At 72.3% G+C, this 18,081-nt stretch carries 20 protein-coding genes; 11 read left to right on the top strand and 9 right to left on the bottom strand.

What is annotated here, in order from left to right; translation table 11 throughout:
- The first annotated feature begins 37 nt into the window (after positions 1–37).
- On the top strand, positions 38–3,148 hold the full coding sequence (locus MTP10_RS00535; RefSeq protein WP_310706920.1) for an ATP-binding protein: 3,111 nt from the start codon (positions 38–40) through the stop codon (positions 3,146–3,148).
- On the opposite strand, the gene MTP10_RS00530 is transcribed toward MTP10_RS00535, so the two are convergent.
- Positions 3,145–3,570: a helix-turn-helix domain-containing protein gene (locus MTP10_RS00530; RefSeq protein ID WP_310706919.1), complete on the bottom strand. Its 426-nt coding sequence runs from the start codon at positions 3,568–3,570 to the stop codon at positions 3,145–3,147. The genes MTP10_RS00535 and MTP10_RS00530 overlap by 4 nt on opposite strands.
- An 89-nt stretch (positions 3,571–3,659) precedes the next feature.
- On the opposite strand from MTP10_RS00530, the gene MTP10_RS00525 reads away from it, so the two are divergent.
- From MTP10_RS00525 to MTP10_RS00510, 4 genes are all read left to right on the top strand, one after another.
- Entirely contained in the window at positions 3,660–4,487 is an 828-nt protein-coding gene (locus MTP10_RS00525) for an NAD(P)H-binding protein (protein ID WP_310706918.1), read from the top strand.
- Positions 4,488–4,558: 71 nt separating this feature from the next.
- On the top strand, positions 4,559–5,137 hold the full coding sequence (locus tag MTP10_RS00520) for a recombinase family protein (protein WP_310706917.1): 579 nt from the start codon (positions 4,559–4,561) through the stop codon (positions 5,135–5,137).
- A gap of 11 nt (positions 5,138–5,148) precedes the next feature.
- Positions 5,149–6,378: a MurT ligase domain-containing protein gene (locus MTP10_RS00515; RefSeq protein ID WP_310706916.1), complete on the top strand. Its 1,230-nt coding sequence runs from the start codon at positions 5,149–5,151 to the stop codon at positions 6,376–6,378.
- Positions 6,368–7,087, top strand: a complete 720-nt coding sequence (locus MTP10_RS00510) for a glutamine amidotransferase (protein WP_310706915.1) — start codon at positions 6,368–6,370, stop codon at positions 7,085–7,087. Before MTP10_RS00515 ends, MTP10_RS00510 begins: the two co-directional genes overlap by 11 nt.
- 41 nt (positions 7,088–7,128) lie before the next feature.
- Here the strand turns inward: MTP10_RS00510 and MTP10_RS00505 are convergent, their stop codons facing one another.
- Positions 7,129–7,491, bottom strand: a complete 363-nt coding sequence (locus MTP10_RS00505; RefSeq protein ID WP_310706914.1) for a DsrE family protein — start codon at positions 7,489–7,491, stop codon at positions 7,129–7,131.
- Positions 7,492–7,544: 53 nt separating this feature from the next.
- Between MTP10_RS00505 and MTP10_RS00500 the strand changes: the two genes are divergently transcribed.
- From MTP10_RS00500 to MTP10_RS00485, 4 genes are all read left to right on the top strand, one after another.
- Complete coding sequence (locus MTP10_RS00500; protein WP_310706913.1) at positions 7,545–8,033, top strand: FABP family protein; 489 nt, start codon at positions 7,545–7,547, stop codon at positions 8,031–8,033.
- Entirely contained in the window at positions 8,030–8,329 is a 300-nt protein-coding gene (locus MTP10_RS00495; RefSeq protein ID WP_310706912.1) for a DUF2470 domain-containing protein, read from the top strand. The genes MTP10_RS00500 and MTP10_RS00495 overlap by 4 nt, the downstream gene beginning before the upstream one ends.
- Before the next feature lie 301 nt (positions 8,330–8,630).
- The gene (locus MTP10_RS00490; RefSeq protein ID WP_310706911.1) at positions 8,631–9,044 is read left to right on the top strand and encodes a Fur family transcriptional regulator; all 414 of its coding nucleotides are present in this window, start codon (positions 8,631–8,633) and stop codon (positions 9,042–9,044) included.
- A 29-nt stretch (positions 9,045–9,073) separates the two neighbouring features.
- Positions 9,074–10,012 (top strand): glycine cleavage T C-terminal barrel domain-containing protein, encoded by a 939-nt coding sequence (locus MTP10_RS00485; RefSeq protein ID WP_310706910.1) that lies wholly within the window; start codon positions 9,074–9,076, stop codon positions 10,010–10,012.
- Between the two features lie 213 nt (positions 10,013–10,225).
- Here the strand turns inward: MTP10_RS00485 and MTP10_RS00480 are convergent, their stop codons facing one another.
- From MTP10_RS00480 to dtd, 3 genes are all read right to left on the bottom strand, one after another.
- A complete protein-coding gene (locus MTP10_RS00480) occupies positions 10,226–10,897 on the bottom strand; it encodes a DUF6461 domain-containing protein (RefSeq protein WP_310706909.1) in 672 nt (223 codons plus the stop codon).
- Positions 10,898–11,024: 127 nt separating this feature from the next.
- On the bottom strand, positions 11,025–11,690 hold the full coding sequence (locus tag MTP10_RS00475) for a DUF4097 family beta strand repeat-containing protein (protein WP_310707515.1): 666 nt from the start codon (positions 11,688–11,690) through the stop codon (positions 11,025–11,027).
- Between the two features lie 193 nt (positions 11,691–11,883).
- Positions 11,884–12,309, bottom strand: a complete 426-nt coding sequence (gene dtd / locus MTP10_RS00470) for a D-aminoacyl-tRNA deacylase (RefSeq protein ID WP_310706908.1) — start codon at positions 12,307–12,309, stop codon at positions 11,884–11,886.
- On the opposite strand from dtd, the gene MTP10_RS00465 reads away from it, so the two are divergent.
- Complete coding sequence (locus tag MTP10_RS00465; RefSeq protein WP_310706907.1) at positions 12,308–13,285, top strand: asparaginase; 978 nt, start codon at positions 12,308–12,310, stop codon at positions 13,283–13,285. The two genes, dtd and MTP10_RS00465, sit on opposite strands and share 2 nt — an antisense overlap.
- A gap of 32 nt (positions 13,286–13,317) precedes the next feature.
- Here the strand turns inward: MTP10_RS00465 and MTP10_RS00460 are convergent, their stop codons facing one another.
- Positions 13,318–13,731 (bottom strand): ester cyclase, encoded by a 414-nt coding sequence (locus MTP10_RS00460; RefSeq protein ID WP_310706906.1) that lies wholly within the window; start codon positions 13,729–13,731, stop codon positions 13,318–13,320.
- 44 nt (positions 13,732–13,775) lie between these two features.
- Here MTP10_RS00460 and MTP10_RS00455 point away from each other — a divergent pair, with 44 nt between their 5' ends.
- The gene (locus MTP10_RS00455; protein ID WP_310706905.1) at positions 13,776–14,387 is read left to right on the top strand and encodes a TetR/AcrR family transcriptional regulator C-terminal domain-containing protein; all 612 of its coding nucleotides are present in this window, start codon (positions 13,776–13,778) and stop codon (positions 14,385–14,387) included.
- Positions 14,388–14,409: 22 nt separating this feature from the next.
- Here MTP10_RS00455 and MTP10_RS00450 read toward each other — a convergent pair whose 3' ends face one another.
- From MTP10_RS00450 to MTP10_RS00440, 3 genes are all read right to left on the bottom strand, one after another.
- Positions 14,410–15,009 carry an ankyrin repeat domain-containing protein gene (locus MTP10_RS00450; protein ID WP_310706904.1) on the bottom strand — a complete coding sequence of 200 codons (600 nt, stop codon included), beginning with the start codon at positions 15,007–15,009 and terminating at the stop codon, positions 14,410–14,412.
- Positions 15,010–15,170: 161 nt separating this feature from the next.
- Positions 15,171–16,823 carry a DUF2207 domain-containing protein gene (locus MTP10_RS00445; RefSeq protein ID WP_310706903.1) on the bottom strand — a complete coding sequence of 551 codons (1,653 nt, stop codon included), beginning with the start codon at positions 16,821–16,823 and terminating at the stop codon, positions 15,171–15,173.
- A gap of 58 nt (positions 16,824–16,881) precedes the next feature.
- Positions 16,882–17,979: an FAD-dependent monooxygenase gene (locus tag MTP10_RS00440; protein ID WP_310706902.1), complete on the bottom strand. Its 1,098-nt coding sequence runs from the start codon at positions 17,977–17,979 to the stop codon at positions 16,882–16,884.
- Between the last annotated feature and the right edge of the window lie 102 nt (positions 17,980–18,081).

The raw sequence follows: 18,081 nt of genomic DNA, 5'->3' as shown, positions 1-18,081 counted from the left end.
GGCCGATTTTACTAAGAGCCGTCTGTGGGGGGATGCAATGCAGCCGAGTGTTTCGCTGAGCGGGCCGTGGTACCGGATCCAGTCCATCGCCGCACCCTCACGAAGCTCGTCGGCGGAGTGGGACTTCGTCACCGTGCTTCCCGCCGTGCTGTCCGCCGCCCAGCGGGACCGGCCGTTCGCCATCGGATGGCTCTCCCGCGGCTCCGGCGCGCCCCTGGAGCTCATCACGAACGCGGGTCCGCTGTCGCCGCCCCGGCAGCCGCGCCGCGCCACCGACGCCCCGGAGGCGCCGACAGGGCCGCAGCCGCTGCTGTTCCCCGGCGGGGCGCGCGGGGTCCAGCTCGGCGAGGAGTACCTGGCCGACCTCGCCGACCTGGTGTGGACGCCGTGCCCGGGCCGGCAGGCGCCGCCGCTGGGCGGACGCCGGGAGTTCGACCCCGACGAGCTGAAGCGGCCCACGCTGTTCGAGTCGACGCTGATCACGCTCATGTCGCGGCCGTTCGCCTGGCTGGTCGTGGCGGAGCCGACCGGCCTGCTCGACGCCGAGGTGGCCCACCTGCGCACCCAGCTCAACGTGCTGCGCCAGTACGGCGACGCCTCCGAGCGCTCCCGCTTCGACGCCGAGCGGGCCGAGCGGCGCATGCAGGAGCTGGACGCGTTCCGCGAGGCCGGGCTGTGGAACGTCCGGGTGCTGGCCGGCGGCGCGACGGCCGAGGAGCTGCGGCAGATCGCGCCCGTCCTCGTCGGCTCCGTCGAGATGAGCCACCACCCCTACCGGCTGCGCAGCGCCCAGGGGGCCGTCCACACGCTGGCCGAGGCGCTGGCCATCACCATGCAGGACCCCGCCGACGGGGCCGCCGCGCCGTTCGCCGCCACGGCCGGGGCGCTCGCCGCGCTGGCCGGGCTGCCCAGGCGCGAGGTGCCCGGCGTGCGGGTGCTCGACTCGGGCTTCTTCGACGTGACGTCCGAGGCCGACGGCGGGGAGCTGGAGCTGGGCGAGATCCTCGACGGGCAGGACCGGGGGGTCGGCTCGTTCCGGGTGCCGCTGGCCACGCTGAACCGGCACGCGTTCGTCACCGGCGCCACCGGCTCGGGCAAGTCGCAGACCGTCCGGCACCTGCTGGAGCAGCTCAGCGGGGCCCGCATCCCCTGGCTCGCGATCGAGCCCGCCAAGTCGGAGTACGCCGCCATGGCCGGCCGCGTCGAGCAGTTCGGGCCCGTCACCGTGATCAACCCGTCGGCGCCCGCCGGCGTGCCGTTCAGCATCAACCCCCTCGAACCCGAGCCCGGCTACCCCGTCCAGGCGCACATCGACATGGTCAGGGCGCTGTTCATGGCCGCCTTCGACGCCGAGGAGCCGTTCCCGCAGATCATGTCGCTGGCGTTGCAGCGCGTCTACGAGGCCACCGGCTGGGACGTCGTGACCGGCGGCGCCGTGCCCGGCTCCAAGGTGCCGCCCAGCGTGCCGACCCTGGAGCTGCTCCAGCAGCACGCGATGGACGTGATCAAGGAGATCGGCTACGGCCGCGAGGTCCAGGCCGACGTCGAGGGCTTCATCTCGCTGCGGCTGCGCTCGCTGCGCGTCGGCTCGGCCGGGCGCTTCTTCGAGGGCGGCCACCCGGCCGACATCGGCGGCCTGCTCCGGCGCAACGTGGTGCTCGCCATCGAGGACGTGGCCAACGACGAGGACAAGGCGTTCCTCATGGGCACGCTCATCATCCGCATCGTGGAGCACCTGCGGATGCGCGCCCGGCAGGAGAAGTCCGCCGGGCTGCGCCACGTCATCGTCATCGAGGAGGCGCACCGGCTGCTGCGCGACCGCGGCGCCGGGCGGGCCGCCACGCACGCCGTGGAGCTGCTGGCCGGCATGCTGGCCGAGATCAGGGCGTACGGCGAGGGCATCGTCGTGGCCGAGCAGATCCCCACCAAGCTCGTCGCCGACGTGGTCAAGAACACCGCGCTCAAGGTCGTCCACCGGCTCCCGGCCGAGGACGACAGGCAGCTCGTCGGCGCCGCCATGAACCTCAGCGAGGAGCAGTCCCGCCAGGTCGTCTCGCTCCAGCCGGGCTCCGCGGCCGTGTTCGCCGACGGCATGGACCGGCCGCTGCGCGTGCGGGTGCCGCTCGGCGAGTCGCGCGAGCGGCTGGTCGCGAGCCCGCCCCCGCCGATACGGGGACGCCGATCGGCCGCCTGCGGCAGCCAGTGCCGTACCGGGCAGGCGTGCACGCTCGTCGAGCTGCGCGAGGCCGACGTGCTGGCCGACGCGCCCGACTGGGCGTGGCTGCGCGTGTGGTGCGACACGGTCGTGCTCGCGTTCGTGACGAACCGCCCGATGCCCGGCGTGCCGCGCGCGCTCGCCGCCGCCTGGTCGGAGCTGCCGGTACGGCGCGGCGAGTGCCTGCTCGCCACGCTGGTCGAGCGGTCGGTGCGGCGGCGCGCCTGGTCGCTGCGGAGCTGGCTCGACCCGGCCCTGCTCACGGAGAAGGCCGCGGAGCGCGCCACGCGGCTGCTCGCCGCGCTGGACCGGGGCGGCGAGCGTCCCGGCACGGCGTGGGTGATCCCGCAGGTGCGCTGGCTGCACGAGGTGGACCGCCTCTTCCCGTACGGCCGGCCCGCGCCGGACCTGCGCAGCCCGGCGCCGCCCATGGAGTACGCCCTGTTCGGCGACACGCCCGGCGGCACGTCCCGTGACACATTCCCCGGGACGCCTGCCGGGGCGGCCAACGGGACGCCTGCCGGCACGCCCAGGGACAAGCCCGACGGAGTCGCCGGGAACCCCGCCGCGAGCGCCTCGGCGGTGGCCACCGCGGTGGCCGGCGCGGTGGCCGCCGCCCCGGGCGCCGCCGCCCCGCACGGCGAGCTGCTGGGCCACCGCGCCAAGGCGCTGCGCCACCACCCCCTGTCCATGGCCATCGAGCACAACAGGGCCCTGGCCTGGCGGGTCATCCTCGGCGACGACGAGAACGAGGGTTTCCAGCGCGACATCATGAACGTCGCGATCGGCATGGAGCCCGCCGCCCGGCTGCGGCACGTGGGCCAGACCATGGGAGCCGGGTGGCTGGAAGGCGTCCTGTCCTGGCCGGGCCGCTTCGTGCTGCCGTTCGACCACGGAGGCGTGCCCGAGCTGCCCTTCGCCGGCACGCCCTAGGGCCTCTCCACACCGGGACCAGGCGCTCCTGTCCCACTGTCCCAGCGGGCGCGGGACTCGATCACGGTGTGGCGGTGCTCCGCCGCCCAGTCGGCGACGGCTTTCAGTACGAATGTGAGGCTGTGACCGGTGGGAGTCAGCGCGTACTCGACGCGGGCCGGAACGGTCGGATAGATGGTGCGTACGACCAGGCCATCGCGTTCCAGGCGGCGGAGGGTCAGGGTCAGCATGCGCTGGGAGATGCCCGGGACGTCCCGCTGGAGTCGCCGAAAGCGGCGTACGCCGTGCGCCAGCTCGTTGATCACCAGCACTGTCCATTTGTCGCCGATGCGGTCCAGGACCTCCCGGACATCGCAGGCCATCTGTTCGTCGTCACGGACAATGACGGGATCGGTGGTTACCCCGGTGTGCCTCACCGACATCGACGTGCCTCCTTACGCTCCGCCCGGCAGCGGCCGATAATGGTGCGGTTACCGAAGAGAACCATATCGAGGGGGCAGCGTTGATTCTTGTGACCGGTGCGTCGGGTGGGCTGGGAAGCCTTGTGCTGGAGCGCCTGACCGAGAACGAGGGCGTGTGGGCGGGAAGCAGGACTCCGGATCAGCTGTCGGTGAACGTGCCGACACGCCTCATCGACTTCGACGACCCGGCGAGTCTGACGAAGGGGTTCGAGGGCGCGGAAGTGGTGTTGCTCATCTCGGCGGGATATGCGGAGGACGACGTGGTCATCGCCCGCCATGGAGCCGCCATCGACGCCGCGGAGCAGGCCGGGGTCGGCCACATCGTCTACACGAGTCTGTCCGCGGCCGGGGACCACCTCGCGTTCGCGCTTCCGCATCGCTGGACGGAGCGCCGGTTGATGGCCGGCCGTACGGACTGGACGATCCTGCGCAACGGCATCTACGCCGAGATGAGCATCCCGGGTGCGGCCGAGGCCGCGGCCACCGGCAGGTTCACGGGCCCGCTGGGGGAGGGACGGCTGGCCGCGGTGGCCCGGGAGGACCTCGCGGACGTCACCGCCAAGATCGTGGCCAAGCCCGCCAGCCACGGTGGCAAGATCTACGAACTAGTCGGCGAGCACGCCATCGGCGGCGTCGACATCGCCCGTGCGGTGGCCGAGGCCACCGGAAAGGACGTCGTCTACGAGCCCGGCACACTAGCCCAGCTCCGCGAGGCGCTCACCACCGCCGGTGTCCCGGGCTGGCAGATCCCGATCGTGGTCTCCACCTACTCCGTCATCGCGGCCGGTTTCATGGCCGAAACCGCCGGCGACCTGGCCGATCTGCTCGGCCGGGCCCCGCGGTCCGCGCTGGACGTGATCGCCACCGCCGTGGCATAGGCGTTCTCGTTCCTGCCCCCACGCGACTCTTGACGCCGTCTCATCTGCCGCTTCGCGTTGGGGCCTGAACGATGACTCCAATGGGCTCAAGTTCGCACTCCCGCCCTGTACCGCTTCATAACTCGATCGTCCGCAAGCCGGGCACGCTCCGGATCCAGATGCCCCGCCAGGCCGTGACCGGCATCGAGCCGGCTGGGCACGTACGCATCGGCTACGTCCGCGCCTCCACCGTCCGCCAATCCTTGGACACCCAGCTCGACGCGCTCCAAGCCGCGGGCGTCACCCGCGTCTTCTCCGAGAAGATCTCCCCCCGCGCCACCACCCGCCCCGAACTGGACAAGGCCGTCACCCTGGCCCGCGAACTACGGTCGGCCGGGGTCGCGGTCACGCTCGTGGTGCACGAGCACAAGCGGCTCGGCCGCACCCCTCCCCTGCCACCGTCCTGCGCATGCTGCGCGAACGCGACGAAGCCGCCGCAGTGTCCACGATCACGGGGTGAGCCACCCGTTCTCATCTCCTGCCGCGCCCTGTTGCAACACGGTCTAAGCCGTGGCTCGCCGGACACGCCTGGCGCCCGCGGCTGTCCGGCTCCGGCCGCGCCGGGCCGCGTTTTCGCGTGCGTATCCAGACCAACGGCCGACGCGGACTAGGATTCTGTGCCATGACCCAGCTTCCACTGCGGGCCCAGCTCGCGAGCGCCCTGGGCCGCAGCGCCGCCACGCTGTCCAGGATGACCGGGCGCGGTGACGGCTCGGTGATCGGCGGCCGGGTGGGCCTCATGCTCGAGCCCGACCTTCTCCGCAAGCTGGCCCGCGACCGCAAGCTCGCCCTGGTCAGCGCCACCAACGGCAAGACGACCACCACCCGGCTGATCACCTCCGCGCTGCTGGAGATGGGCGAGGTCGCCACCAACGTGTACGGCGCCAACATGCCGGCCGGCCACGTCTCGGCGCTGTCGCAGCACAAGGACGCTCCCTACGGCGTGCTGGAGGTGGACGAGAAGTACCTCCCCGAGGTCCTCGACACCACGGGCGCCAGCGTGGTGTGCCTGATGAACCTCAGCCGCGACCAGATGGACCGCGCGGCCGAGATCTGGCTGCTGGCCCAGAAGTGGCGGCGGGCGCTGTCCGGCAAGCCCACCCACGTCATCGCCAACTGCGACGACCCCCTCGTCACCTGGGGCGCCTCCACGGCCGCCAAGGTCACCTGGGTCGCGGGCGGACAGCGGTGGAAGGAGGACTCGTGGTGCTGCCCCGAGTGCGGCGGCCCCCTGGACCGCAAGGACGCCGACTGGGCCTGCCGCGAGTGCACCTTCCACCGGCCGGAGCCGCAGTGGATCCTCGACGACGACGCGGTCGTCGACCCGCGCGGGCAGCGATGGCTGCTCGACATCCAGCTTCCCGGCCTGGCCAACCGCTCCAACGCGGTCATGGCGCTGGCGGTGGCCGAGGCGTTCGACCTGCCGGTCGAGCGGGCGCTGCCCCGGCTGCGCGAGGTCACCTCGGTCGCCGGCCGCTACACCACGGTCGAGCGTGAGGGCCGCCAGGCGCGGCTGTTGCTGGCCAAGAACCCGGCGGGCTGGCTGGAGGCGTTCGACGTCGCCGACCCGCAGCTGCCGATCATCCTGTCGGTCAACGCGCAGGGCCCCGACGGGCGCGACACGTCCTGGCTGTGGGACGTCGACTACCGCGTGCTGCGCGGCCGGCCGGTGTTCGTCACCGGTGAGCGCCGCCTCGACCTGGCGCTCCGGCTGGACGTGGCGGACGTGCCGTTCGCGGTGTGCGAGACGTTCTCCGAGGCGCTCGCCATGCAGCCGCCCGGCCGCGTCGACGTGATCGCCAACTACACCGCCTTCCAGCAGATCCGATCGGAGTTCGGCCGTGCCGTCTGACAGCGCCCTGCGCATCGTCTGGATCTACCCCGACCTGCTGAGCACGTACGGCGACCAGGGCAACGTGCTGGTCCTGGAGCAGCGCGCGCAGCGGCGCGGCATCGAGACCGAGACCGTGCACGTGCGCTCGGCCGACCCGGTGCCGGAGACGGGCGACATCTACCTCATCGGCGGCGGCGAGGACCGCCCGCAAATCCTCGCGGCCGCGCGCCTGCGCCGCGACGGCGGCCTGCACCGCGCCGTCAACCGGGGCGCCACGCTGCTGGCGGTGTGCGCCGGCTACCAGATCATGGGCAGCACGTTCGGCGGCGAGGAGGGGCAGCCGGTCGACGGGCTCGGCATCCTCGACATCGCCAGCGTCCGCGGCCCGGCCCGCGCCGTGGGCGAGCTGGTGGCCGAGGTCGACGCCGGGCTCGGCCTGCCGACGCTGACGGGCTTCGAGAACCACATGGGCGTCACCCGGCTCGGCCCCGGCGTCAAGCCGCTGTCGCGCACGGTCAAGGGCGTGGGCAACGGCGACGGCTTCGAGGGCTGCTACGCGGGCCACGTCGTCGGCACCTACCTGCACGGCCCGGCACTGGCCCGCAACCCGGCGCTGGCCGACCTGCTGCTCTCCTGGCGGGTCGGCGGCCAGCTCGCCCCGCTCGACGACACCCGCTACGAACAGCTCCGCCAGGAGCGGCTCAACACGGTCCTCGCCGCCGGCTGACCCGCCCAGCGCGGGCCGCCGGAAGGAGTCCTGGAAGCGGGCTAGTACACCAGCGCCTGGGCGCCCTCGGCGACGGCTTCCTCCACGAAGGTGGGCGCGCCCGCGATGCGGACACCCTCGATGAGGTCGTCGGCCGTGATGTCGCGCCGGGCCGCGCACTGCGTGCAGACCGTGACCCGCCCGCCCGCGAGGACGGCGTCCAGCAGGTCCGTCAACGGAGCCGCGTGGGGCAGGCCGAACTCCTTGGCCCGCCCCGGGAGCGCGAACCAGGAGGACTCGCCGGTCAGCCACAGGGAGACCGGAACTCCGCTCGCCAGCGCGGCGGCCGCGACCGTGAACGCCTGGTTGCAGCGCTCCGGCGCGTCGGCCCCGGCGGTCACCTTGATCACCAGTGATCGTGCCATGCCCGCCACACTAACGCCCGCGCCCGCACGCGCGGCCACTAGGGTTGGGGGACATGGAAGAACCTGAGATGCATCCCGATCTGGAGCCGATCGCCTTTCTCATCGGCAGGTGGGAAGGCGCGGGTGTCGGGGGCTATCCGACGATCGACAGCTTCAACTTCGGCCAGGAGATCGAGTTCGGCCACAACGGCAAGCCGTTCCTGTCGTACGTGAGCCGGACCTGGCTGCTCGACCAGGACGGCAACCGGGTCAGGCCGCTCGCCACCGAGTCCGGATACTGGCGCCCGCAACCGAACCGGCAGGTCGAGGTGGTGCTCGCCCACCCCACCGGGGTGGTGGAGATCTACGTCGGCGAGGTCGTCTTCCACAAGATCGAGCTGCAGACCGACGTGGTGGCGCGCACCGTGACGGCCAAGGAGTACACCGCGGGGCGGCGTCTGTACGGGCTGGTCAAGGGCAACCTGATGTGGGCCTACGACATGGCGGCGATGGGGCACCCGCTCACGTCGCACATGTCGGCCGAGCTGAAGAAGGTGGCATGAGCGGCGGTCCGTTCACCGCGGAGGCGGTCGAGGCGATCAAGCGCCACATGAACGACGACCACGGCGACGACGCGCTGCTCATCGTGCGCGCGCTCGGCGGCCGGCCGGAGGCGAGCCGCGCGGTGACGAGCGGTGTCGACGGCGAGGCGATCGAGTTCACGGTCGACGGCGGCGAGCGCGTGCGCGTGCCATGGCGCGAGCCGCTGACCGAGCGGGCGCAGGTGCGCACGGCCGTGGTGGAGCTCTACCGGCGGGCGTGCGAGGAGCTGGGCGCGGAGCCGCGCGGCGAGCACTGAACCCGGCCGGGAGGGACATGAAAAAAGGGCCCCCGGGCGTGCTCCGCTCTAGGTCGAGCGGGCTGGATGGACCATGGACGGGATGGGATTCCCGCCCTCCAGCCGCCGGGGGCCCCGGTGGTTGCCTCGTATTCGCCGAACGGCGCGAGACGGGGCGTCCGCGTCGTCAGCGGACAACCACCTCGCTAGCCCAACTATGAATCACCATTGTTTGGACCACCTCCTTTCCGCGTACTCACGAAGTTATGCGGTCCTCCGCGAGGAGGGCAAGCGATTAAAGCTCCGGCCGTAGACTCGGGGCATGACCGAGACGCAGTGGCACGAGGAGCTCCGCGCCAAGGGTTACCGGGTGACTCCCCAGCGGCAGCTGGTGCTGGAGGCGGTCAAGTCGCTGGAGCACGCCACCCCGGAGGAGATCTGCGTCAAGGTCCGGGAGACGGCGCGCGGCGTCAACATCTCCACCGTCTACCGCACGCTTGAGCTCCTGGAGGAGCTGGGCATGGTGACGCACACCCATCTCGGGCACGGCGCGCCGACCTACCACCTGGCGGCCGAGGCGGACCACGTCCACCTGGTGTGCCGGGGCTGCGGTGAGGTGATCGAGGTGCGGCCGGAGCTGGCGGAGGGGCTCGTGCGGGGGCTCGACGAGGAGCTGGGGTTCGCCGCGGACGTTCACCACCTGACGGTGTTCGGGCGCTGCCGCCGCTGCCGCTGACGGTTCGGCCAGCGGATAATCTGGACGGCATGCGTAGCCCTCTGCTGGACCTTCACGGAGCCGTCGCCGCCGAGGCCCCGGACGCCGACGTCGCCGCCCACTACGGTGACCTGTTCGCCGAGCAGCGCGCGCTGGTGCGGGGCGAGGCCGTGGTCGACCGCAGCAACCGCGAGGTGGTGCGGATCTCCGGCGCCGACCGGCTGAAGTGGCTCAACGACCTGACCTCGCAGAAGCTCGACACCCTGGCGCCCGGTCAGTGGACCCGGACGCTCGACCTCGACCTGCAGGGCCACATCCTTCACCACCTGACGCTGGTCGACGACGGCGAGAGCGTGCTGGCGCACGTCGAGCCGGGCACCGCCGACAGCCTGGTGGGCTACCTCGACCGGATGCGGTTCATGCTGCGGGTGGAGGTGTCACGGGCCGACGACCTCGCGGTGCTGTCCACGGCCACCGAGGACTTCCTGGTGCCCCGCAGCGAGCTGCCGGAGCACCTGGGCCGGCCGCTGGCGGGGCTGTGGGCGTACGAGGCGCTGCGGATCGAGCGGTTCGAGCCGCGGCTGGGCTTCGAGACGGACCACAGGACGATCCCGCACGAGATCGGCCTCATCGGCACCGCCGTGCAGCTCGGCAAGGGCTGCTACCGCGGTCAGGAGACGGTGGCCCGGGTCCACAACCTCGGGCACCCGCCGCGGCGGCTGGTGTTCCTGCACCTGGACGGCAGCGTCGACACGCTGCCGCCGCACGGGGCGCCGGTGATCTTCGAGAGCCAGGAGGTGGGCACGGTCGGCTCGTCCGCGCGCCACCACGAGCTCGGGCCGATCGCGCTGGCGGTGGTCAAGCGCACGGTGCCGGTGGACGCGCCGCTGCTCGCGGGCGGCGTCGCCGCGTCACAGGAGGTCGTCGTCCCCCCGGACGCGGGCCGCAATGTGCAGATCGATCCGGCGCTCAGGCGTCGTGTTCGATAGACCCTTTTCTGTCACGGCGCAGCTATCTGTTACGGCTATCTGTTACGGCACAGCCAAGGAAGGCGCCACCCGCCGCACAGGGCTGAGGGCCTCCAGGGGAACGGCCGCTGACCGGATGACGGCGGGCCGCCGTCACGTGCGCGTCCTGGGCCGTCGCAGCCGATCATGGCTTGGCTACGTCCACGCGCCTGCTTGAGGCGGCCGGTGCAGGGGTCAGCGGGTCGCGTCGGGCATGCGGACCGTCACCCAGGGATGCGGCTGCTCCAGCCACTCGCTGGTCAGCCGCGCCCCGGCGGTGCGGTCGATCACCGCTAGGCAGGCGGCCTGCCAGTCATAGTCGGCGCGGTCATCGTCCTCGTCCTCGTCCTCGTCGAGGTTCTCGGGCGCGGGCTCGGCGAAGAAGTCCGTCATCGCCTGCAGCTCGGGCCATCGGGCCAGACCGGCATGGTGTTCCTGCCGCCCGGGGAAGAGCGCGTCGATCGCCAGGACGTGCTCGCCTCCGGCCGCGAAGCTCAGCAGATTGTTGGCGTTGACGTTCCACCAGGCGCTGTAGACGCGCGCTCCCTCGCTGAGCCGCCGGAGCGCCGCGGGGCTCGCCCCGAGGTAGTCCCACTCGAAGAGAACGGTGGTCGAGCCGCACCGGTCGACGAGTACGGGGTAGGCGTCGTGTTCGGGCGGCCCGATGGCTTCCAGCGGCATCGGCGCGTGCAGCCGGTAGGGCGTGTTCCCAGCGAGCCGGGTGGCGATCTGGTCCAGGGTGAGCGCTCGCCCGTCGTCGGGGACCACCGCCGTCCAGCACATGCCCACGCCGAGCCACTGCGCGCTGCTCATCAGCCGCCGGTAGTGCTCGCGCAGGTCGGCGGTAGGCGGCTGTCCGGTGGTCAAGCAGGGCTCCTTCGCTGGGCGGGAACAGATCGTGAAGATCATCCCAGAGGCGCGGCGGAGTGCAGGTGTCCGCGCCTCCGGGTGCCGCTCCTTCTCACCGACGTCTCCGGCCGATGGAGGCTGCGGGTCACAGGCTGCGCGCGGTGATGTCGCCGTTGGAGGTGGTGGCGTGGATGTCGAGTCCGGCGGTGCCGTCGTTCTTGAGGGCGTTGCTGACGCGGCCGTTGGAGGTGCCGGCGTCCAGGGCGGCCGAGACGCCGGTGGCGGCGTTGATCGTGATGTCGCCGGACTGGGTGCGGAGCACGACCTTGCCGCCGGCGGCCTCGGCGATCCGGATGTCGCCTCTTGCGGTGCTGATCTCCGCGGGGCCGCCCAGGCGGCCGACCTCGACGTCGCCGTCGGTCGCGGTGAGGCGGAGGCTCGCGGCCTCGTCGATCTTGATCTGGTGGTAGGCGCCTTCGAAGGCGACGTCGCCGAGGCGGCCGACGGTCCGGAGCTCGGCGCTGGCCGTCTTCGCGTCGACCTGGGAGCCGGCGGGCAGTTTGATCGTCACCTCGATGGCTCCGGTGGGGCCGAGGTACTGGTTCTTCGCCGCGGCGGTCTCGATCCGCAGGACGCCGTCGGCGTACTCGACCGTGGTGTGCTCGGCGGCCTTGACGTCGCGGGCCTTGGAGGTGCTGGCGGGCAGGACCTCGACGGTGGTGTCGGCCCGGTCGGCGGCGATGAGCTGGACGCGTCCGGCGGGGATGTGGAGGACGGCGGTGATCGGGGCGGAGGTGTCGAACTTCTGCATCATGTGCTCCTTGTGCTGTGTGCTTTCGATGTCCACCATCGCCGACCGCTCTGATACCGGGCCGTCGCCGTCCTGACACGGCCGCTGACATACGGCGGGATGCAGCACCGGCCCGCGCCAGTGGTGCGGGACGCCGTCACGTGTGCGTCCCGGGCCGTCGCCGGGGTGACGACCGGGACCCGGCCGTCAGGCGTCAGACGTCGACGATCAGCGTGATGGGGCCGTCGTTGACCAGGGAGACCTTCATGTCGGCACCGAAGCTGCCCGTCTCCACGTGGGCTCCGAGTGCCCTCAGCTCCTCCACCACGGCCTCCACCAGCGGCTCGGCCACGGGTCCCGGGGCGGCGGCCTGCCAGGTGGGTCGCCGGCCCTTGCGCGCGTCGCCGTACAGGGTGAACTGGCTGATGACCAGGAGCGGCGCCGACACGTCGGAGCAGGACTTCTCGCCGTGCAGGACGCGCAGTCCCCACAGCTTGGCGGCGAGCCTGCGGGCCTCGGCGGCCGTGTCGGTGTGCGTGACGCCGACCAGCACCATGAGGCCGGGCTCGTCGATGGCCCCGATCGTCCGACCGTCCACCGCCACGGAAGCCGACGTCACCCGCTGCACCACTGCTCGCATGGGATCCCATTCTGGCGTAGGACGGGTGCTTCGTAGACTCATGGCCGGAAAGGGGCGTGAAATGTCGCTGGTGGTGGAGGTTGTCCGGTCTGGGTTCGTGGAGTCGAGGCATCATGCGCGGATGCTGACCGTCGGCGCGGACGGCGGCCCGGTGGAGGCGCACGGCGCGGTGCACGTGCCGGCGTCGCCGCGCTCGTCGATGAAGCCCCTCCAGGTGCTCGGCATGCTGCGCAGCGGGCTCGACCTGGCGGGCGAGCTGCTGGCGCTGGCCTGCGCCTCGCACGCCGGCGAGCCGTTCCACGTGGAGGGGGTACGGAAGATCCTCGCCGGGGCGGGCCTGGACGAGTCGGCGCTGCGGTGCCCAGAGGATCACCCCGAGGACCGGACGGTGTCCGAGCGGGCCCGCGTCTTCATGAACTGCTCGGGCAAGCACGCCGCCATGCTGGCCACCTGCGCGGCGAACGGCTGGCCGCTCGACACGTACCTGGAGGTCACCCACCCGCTCCAGCGGGCGATCCGCGCCACGGTGGAGGAGCTGACGGGGGAGCGGATGGCGGCCTCGGGCGTGGACGGCTGCGGCGCGCCGCTGTACTTCGTGTCGATGCTGGGGATGACGCGGGCCTTCCGGGCGTTCCCGCTGGGGGAGGCGGGGTCGTACGAGCGGCGGATCTTCGAGGCCGTGACCGCGTACCCGGAGTGGACGTCGGGCACCAGCCGGGTGGAGGTCTCGCTCATGCGCGCCGTGCCGGGGCTGATGCTGAAGTCGGGGGCGGAGGGGTTCGAGGTCTTCGTGTTCGAGGACGGCCGGGCGGGGGCGGTCAAGGTGGAGGACGGGGCGCAGCGGGCCCGCACGCCGGTGACCGTGGCGGCGCTGGGCTCGCTGGGCCTGGACGCGCCGGGCCTGCCCTCCTCGACGCCGGTGCTGGGCGGCGGCCGGGTCGTCGGCGAGCTGCGCCTGGCGTCCTCGCCGGCCTGACGACTTCGGCCCGCTTCCGCGCCGGACGGCTCTCAGTCGGTCTCGGGCCAGTCCCAGGCGAGCTGGAGGAACAGGCCCAGGCGGTCGCTGACCGCGCGGATCTCGCTGATCCTCCCGTCGCGCACCGTGAAGATGAAGATCGCCTCGACGGCGAAGCTCTTGCCGGTGGGCTTCGGCATGCGCGGGTGGTGGCCGGTGTGCGTGCCTGTCATGAGCAGCCGCGCCACGACCCGGTCGCCCTCCTCGACGAGCTCCTCGACCGAGAGGTGGAAGGGGTCGAACGCGTCGAGCTGCATCTTGATGCCGTCGAACGCGGCGCCGGGGACGTCGGGCTCGCCGAAGATCATCTTGTTGTGGTCGACGACATCGGCGGCCATGAAGGCGGGCAGGTCGTCCAGGCGCCGCCCGTTGACGGCGGTGATGAAGTCGCGGACCAGAGTTCTCACGGTGACCTCGCTCTCTTACGGTGTAAGACTCTATCTTACGGTGTATGAAACGAGCGGGACTGTCAAGGGAGAAGATTCTGGACGCGGCCCTCGACCTGGTGGACCGGGACGGCATCGCCGCGCTGTCCATGCGCAGACTGGGCAAGGAGCTGGGCGTCGAGGCGATGACCCTCTACTACTACCTGCCGAACAAGGACGCGGTCCTCGACGGCCTCGTGGACCGCACGCTGGCCGGTGTCGCCGTGCGGCCGGAGGGGCCGTGGCGGGAGTGGGGGCGGGCGTTCGCGCTCTCGCTGCGGGCGGCGCTGCTCGCCCATCCCGCCCTGCTGCCGCTCGTCGCCACCCGCCCCGTCTCGACGCCCGGCGGCCTGGACACCGTCGAACGGGTCGCGCGGGCCCTGGTCGCCGAGCGTTTCAGCCCCACCGACGCGCTCCATGTGATCACCACGCTGGCCACGTTCGTCATCGGGCAGGTGCTCGCGGAGGCCGGCCGGACGCCGGGACACGACGGGCCCGACCCCGAGCCGCGGTTCGACCCTGCGCGCCACCCCGTCGTCGGACAGGCGCTGGCGGCCGGGCTGGGCACCGCGCGGGACCACGAGGACCGCTTCACCTACGCCCTCGACGCGCTCCTGTCGGGGCTGGCCCCGCGATAGCGGCCGGAGGGTTTCCGCCGGCTCACAGGCGGGGGTGCGTGGCGTCACGCAGGACGGTGGCGATCTCCAGGTGTCCCTTGGCGACCGCGTGCTCGAACGCCGAGACCCCGTCCCGGTCGGTCCGGCGCGGGTCCGCCCCGGCCGCGAGCAGCAGCCGGACGATCTCCTGGTAGCCCTCCGAGCCGTCGCCCGCGATCACCGCCTTCAGCAGCGCCGTCCGGCCCAGGTGGTCGGTGTGGTCCACGTCGGCGCCCGTCTCCAGCACCGCGCGCACGTAGCCGGTGTGGCCGCGCTCGCAGGCCGTGATGAGCGCCGTGGCTCCGTTGCGGTCGGTGCTGTTCACGTCGGGCCCGGCGCGCAGCAGCACGCGCAGCATGGCCACACTGCCCGTCACCCCGCTGACCAGCCATGGGGTGTCGCCCTGGAGGTCGGCCGCGCCGGGGTCGGCCCGCGCGGACACGAGGAGCTGCGCCACCTCGACGTGGTCGGCGGCGGCCGCCAGCAGCAGCGGGGTGCGGCCCCGGGCGTCGCGGGCCTCCAGATCGGCGCCCTCGGTCACGGCCTCGCGCACGGCGACGGGGTCGCCACTGGCCGCGGCTGTCAGCAGTTCCTCGTCGCGCACGCCTGATCCTTTCACGCCGGCGTCCGCCGGCCGCGGCAGGCCCGCCCGGAGCCGTCGGCGCGCCGTCCGTTCCCGCCGTCCACCGGGTCGCCTACCCTCCGGTACGCCCTCCGCACCCCGCTGACCAGGCGAATCGGAGGGAGAAGGCCGGCGGCGACCGGTCAGAGGGTGCGGAACTGGCGGGTCGCCGAGATGGCACCCGAGGTGGTGGTCGTGAACGTGCGCATCGAGCCCGCGAACTTCGACAGGTCCCACTCCGCCGGCCCGTGGTACCAGTACAGGTTGTCGGCCTCCCGCCCGTTGCCCGTGACCGAGGCGACGATCCGCGACCAGTGCTCCACCCCGTCGAAGATCACCGCGTACGGGAGGTAGCGGGAGAACAGCTCCACCCGGTGCTGCTCCGGCACCTCGCCCAGGTCGCCCGAGAACAGGTACTCCCGGAACGCCAGCGTGTGCGCCAGCGCCGCCGACCCGCGGGCCGTCTTGGCCGGCATGTACTGCCCGCCCACGGCCAGCGCCCCACCCGCGATGACCAGGGCCAGACCCAGCAGGCCGTACGTCGTGAGCCAGGCGAGCGCCACGGTGGCGAGCAGGCCCACGCCGATGAGCACCACGCCGGCCAGCGTCCACCGGGTGCGTTCGGTGTCGGGGCGGCGGGCGAACCAGCCCTGCCTGACCACGTCGGCGTACAGGGCGTCGCGCACCTCGCCGAGGTGGCTGGCGAACGAGCCGGACAGCTGTGACAGCAGGACCGCATCGCGCCCGTCGAAGATCGCGTCGTAGAGCGCCCGCTCGTACGGCAGCAGCGCGGCGGGGTGCCCGGACGGCACCCTGACCAGCATCCAGTCGGGCGCGTCGTAGGTCTGCCGGGGCTGCTCGTCGATCCGCAGGAACCCGCGCACGGCCAGGTCCACGATGGTCGCCGTCACGTCCACCACGTCCGCCTGCTCGTCCACGAGCGTGCCGATCTGGCCGGGCCGCACCCCGTCGGGCGGCGAGAAGTGCCCGTTCTGCACCGGCACGGGCGCGCCCTGGTCGTGGTCCTTGCCGTGGGCCACCACCCTGGCGTCGCGCCCGCGCGTCCAGTACAGCAGCCCCAGGCCGCCGAGCAGCAGCACGAGGAGGGCGGCGAGCGCGCCGCCGGTGACGGTGTCCAGGGCGAACGCCGAGGTCAGCGAGAAGCGCCGGTCGAGGATCGGCGCCCCGGCGGCGGAGTCCTCGGGGTAGGCGACGACGACGGTGAGCGCCTGGCCGGGCGCCAGGTTCGCCTGCTCGAAGTCGGCCTCGGTGCCGGTGTGGTTCATGGACGCCGAGGTGCAGCCGACGGCGGAGGTGAGCTCGCCGGCGAAGCACGACAGGCTCTGCACCAGGCCGGGCCCGGCGACCTTGACCGTGGCCTTGGCGACGGGGGCGTTCCAGCCGTTCACCGCGAACCAGCGCAGCTCCCGCACGCCGCCGGCGGGCGTCACCGTGCCCTTGACGTCGTACTCCACCGTGGCGGGCGCGGTGACCGCCAGGACGTCGCCGGACAGCTTGCCGCCCTTGACGTTCGAGATCTGGTACAGCCGGTCGTCGGCGTCGTCGTGGCGGGTCCTGGTCAGGAACGTCCGCTGGAGCGCCCCGGTGGCGCCGGAGATCTTCTCGGAGACGTGCAGGGTGCCGTCCTTGCGGAGGGTCATCGTGATCTGGTCGATGATCCCCGCGCGGGCGGCCTGGGCCGGGGCCGGGGTGGTCGCGAGGAGCGCCGCCCCGAGGGCAGCTGATGCCAGAACGGCGGCGCTCGTGGCGGCCGGCGCACGCCTGAATCCCGTCATGGCCGGACATCGTAGCGGCAACCGGCGCGCCGCCTTCGCGGTGATCAGGGGGACCGGGTCAGCGGTCGAGGGAGATGGCCGTCGCCGCCCGCCGCACGCTCTCGTCGGAGGCGGGGCCGCCGGGGTTCTCCGTGGCCAGCTCCTGGTTGAGCCGGACGAACGGCCGCATCCGCTCCTCGTACCGGTCGAACGCCCCGTCCCGGTCCGCGCCCAGCTCCTCCGCCAGCACGTACGCCCCCACCATGGCCAGGCTGGTGCCCTGACCCGAGAGCGGCGAGGCGCAGTAGCCGGCGTCGCCCAGCAGCGTCACCCGCCCCGTGGACCAGCGGTCCATGTGGATCTGCGCCATGGCGTCGAAGTAGAAGTCGTCCGCCTCCCACATGGCCTTCATCAGCCGCGGCGTCTCCCAGCGCAGCGCCGAGCAGTGCTCCTCGACCAGCCGCTTCTGCGCGTCGACGTCGCGGTGGTCGTACGTGATGGGCCCGGCGCCGAAGCCGGCGTTGACCCGGATCGTGGCGTTGCCGGGGACGCTGTAGACGCCGTAGCCGGCGTCCCCCTCGCGGTGCCAGACCTGCCAGCGGTCGAGGTCGAGGAAGTTCGGCGCGCTGTAGATGGAGACGTACATGCCGAGGTGGGCGACGAACCGCGACTCGTCGCCGAACGCCAGCGCGCGCACGTTGGAGTGCAGCCCGTCGGCCCCGACGACGTAGCCGAACCGCCGCCGCCCGCCGCTCTCGAACGTCACCTCCACACCGTCGCCGTCCTGCTCCAGCGCGGTGATCGAGTCGCCGTAGATCGTCTCGGCGTCGCGGGCGGCTCCGGTGACGACGGCGACGAGGTCGTCGCGCATGATCTCGATGTCGTCTCCGTCCAGCCGGCCGGCGCTGACGGTGCGCTCGGTGGTGCGCATGGTCTCGTTGCCGTCGCCGTCCACCATGGACATGCCGCGCATGTCGGTCTTCAGGGCGAGAGCCTGCTCCAGGATGCCCATCCGCTCCGCGACGGTGACGGCGGCGCCCCGGAGGTCGACGGCCTGGCCGCCCCGGCGCGGGGCGGGCGCGCGCTCCACGATCGTCACGTCGAAGCCGTGCCGGCCCAGCCAGTACGCGAGGACGGGGCCGCCGATGCCGGCGCCGGAGACGAGGACGGTGTTCATGTGATCCCCTTAACTGTATGGACGCTGTACGCCGCTCAATGTACGCCGTATTTTGACAGCATACAACCAGGAAGATGCGCTATTCTGTACTAGTACAGCTAT

Origin of the sequence: Nonomuraea sp. 3-1Str (assembly GCF_031570565.1) — a bacterium.
In the GTDB taxonomy this organism is placed as follows: domain Bacteria; phylum Actinomycetota; class Actinomycetes; order Streptosporangiales; family Streptosporangiaceae; genus Nonomuraea.
The sequence above is the reverse complement of the archived record's forward strand: the minus strand, read 5'-3'. Positions and strand labels throughout refer to the sequence as shown.

Bases quoted from the DNA above. Each gene is read 5' to 3' on its own strand.
- MTP10_RS00515 (WP_310706916.1), top strand. From the start codon at position 5,149: ATGACCCAGCTTCCACTGCGGGCCCAGCTCGCGAGCGCCCTGGGCCGC.
- dtd (WP_310706908.1), bottom strand. From the start codon at position 12,309: ATGCGAGCAGTGGTGCAGCGGGTGACGTCGGCTTCCGTGGCGGTGGAC.
- MTP10_RS00505 (WP_310706914.1), bottom strand. From the start codon at position 7,491: ATGGCACGATCACTGGTGATCAAGGTGACCGCCGGGGCCGACGCGCCG.
- MTP10_RS00485 (WP_310706910.1), top strand. From the start codon at position 9,074: ATGCGTAGCCCTCTGCTGGACCTTCACGGAGCCGTCGCCGCCGAGGCC.
- MTP10_RS00520 (WP_310706917.1), top strand. From the start codon at position 4,559: ATGACTCCAATGGGCTCAAGTTCGCACTCCCGCCCTGTACCGCTTCAT.
- MTP10_RS00440 (WP_310706902.1), bottom strand. From the start codon at position 17,979: ATGAACACCGTCCTCGTCTCCGGCGCCGGCATCGGCGGCCCCGTCCTC.
- MTP10_RS00495 (WP_310706912.1), top strand. From the start codon at position 8,030: ATGAGCGGCGGTCCGTTCACCGCGGAGGCGGTCGAGGCGATCAAGCGC.
- MTP10_RS00535 (WP_310706920.1), top strand. From the start codon at position 38: ATGCAGCCGAGTGTTTCGCTGAGCGGGCCGTGGTACCGGATCCAGTCC.
- MTP10_RS00490 (WP_310706911.1), top strand. From the start codon at position 8,631: ATGACCGAGACGCAGTGGCACGAGGAGCTCCGCGCCAAGGGTTACCGG.
- MTP10_RS00475 (WP_310707515.1), bottom strand. From the start codon at position 11,690: ATGCAGAAGTTCGACACCTCCGCCCCGATCACCGCCGTCCTCCACATC.
- MTP10_RS00445 (WP_310706903.1), bottom strand. From the start codon at position 16,823: ATGACGGGATTCAGGCGTGCGCCGGCCGCCACGAGCGCCGCCGTTCTG.
- MTP10_RS00500 (WP_310706913.1), top strand. From the start codon at position 7,545: ATGGAAGAACCTGAGATGCATCCCGATCTGGAGCCGATCGCCTTTCTC.
- MTP10_RS00530 (WP_310706919.1), bottom strand. From the start codon at position 3,570: ATGTCGGTGAGGCACACCGGGGTAACCACCGATCCCGTCATTGTCCGT.
- MTP10_RS00465 (WP_310706907.1), top strand. From the start codon at position 12,308: ATGGGATCCCATTCTGGCGTAGGACGGGTGCTTCGTAGACTCATGGCC.
- MTP10_RS00455 (WP_310706905.1), top strand. From the start codon at position 13,776: ATGAAACGAGCGGGACTGTCAAGGGAGAAGATTCTGGACGCGGCCCTC.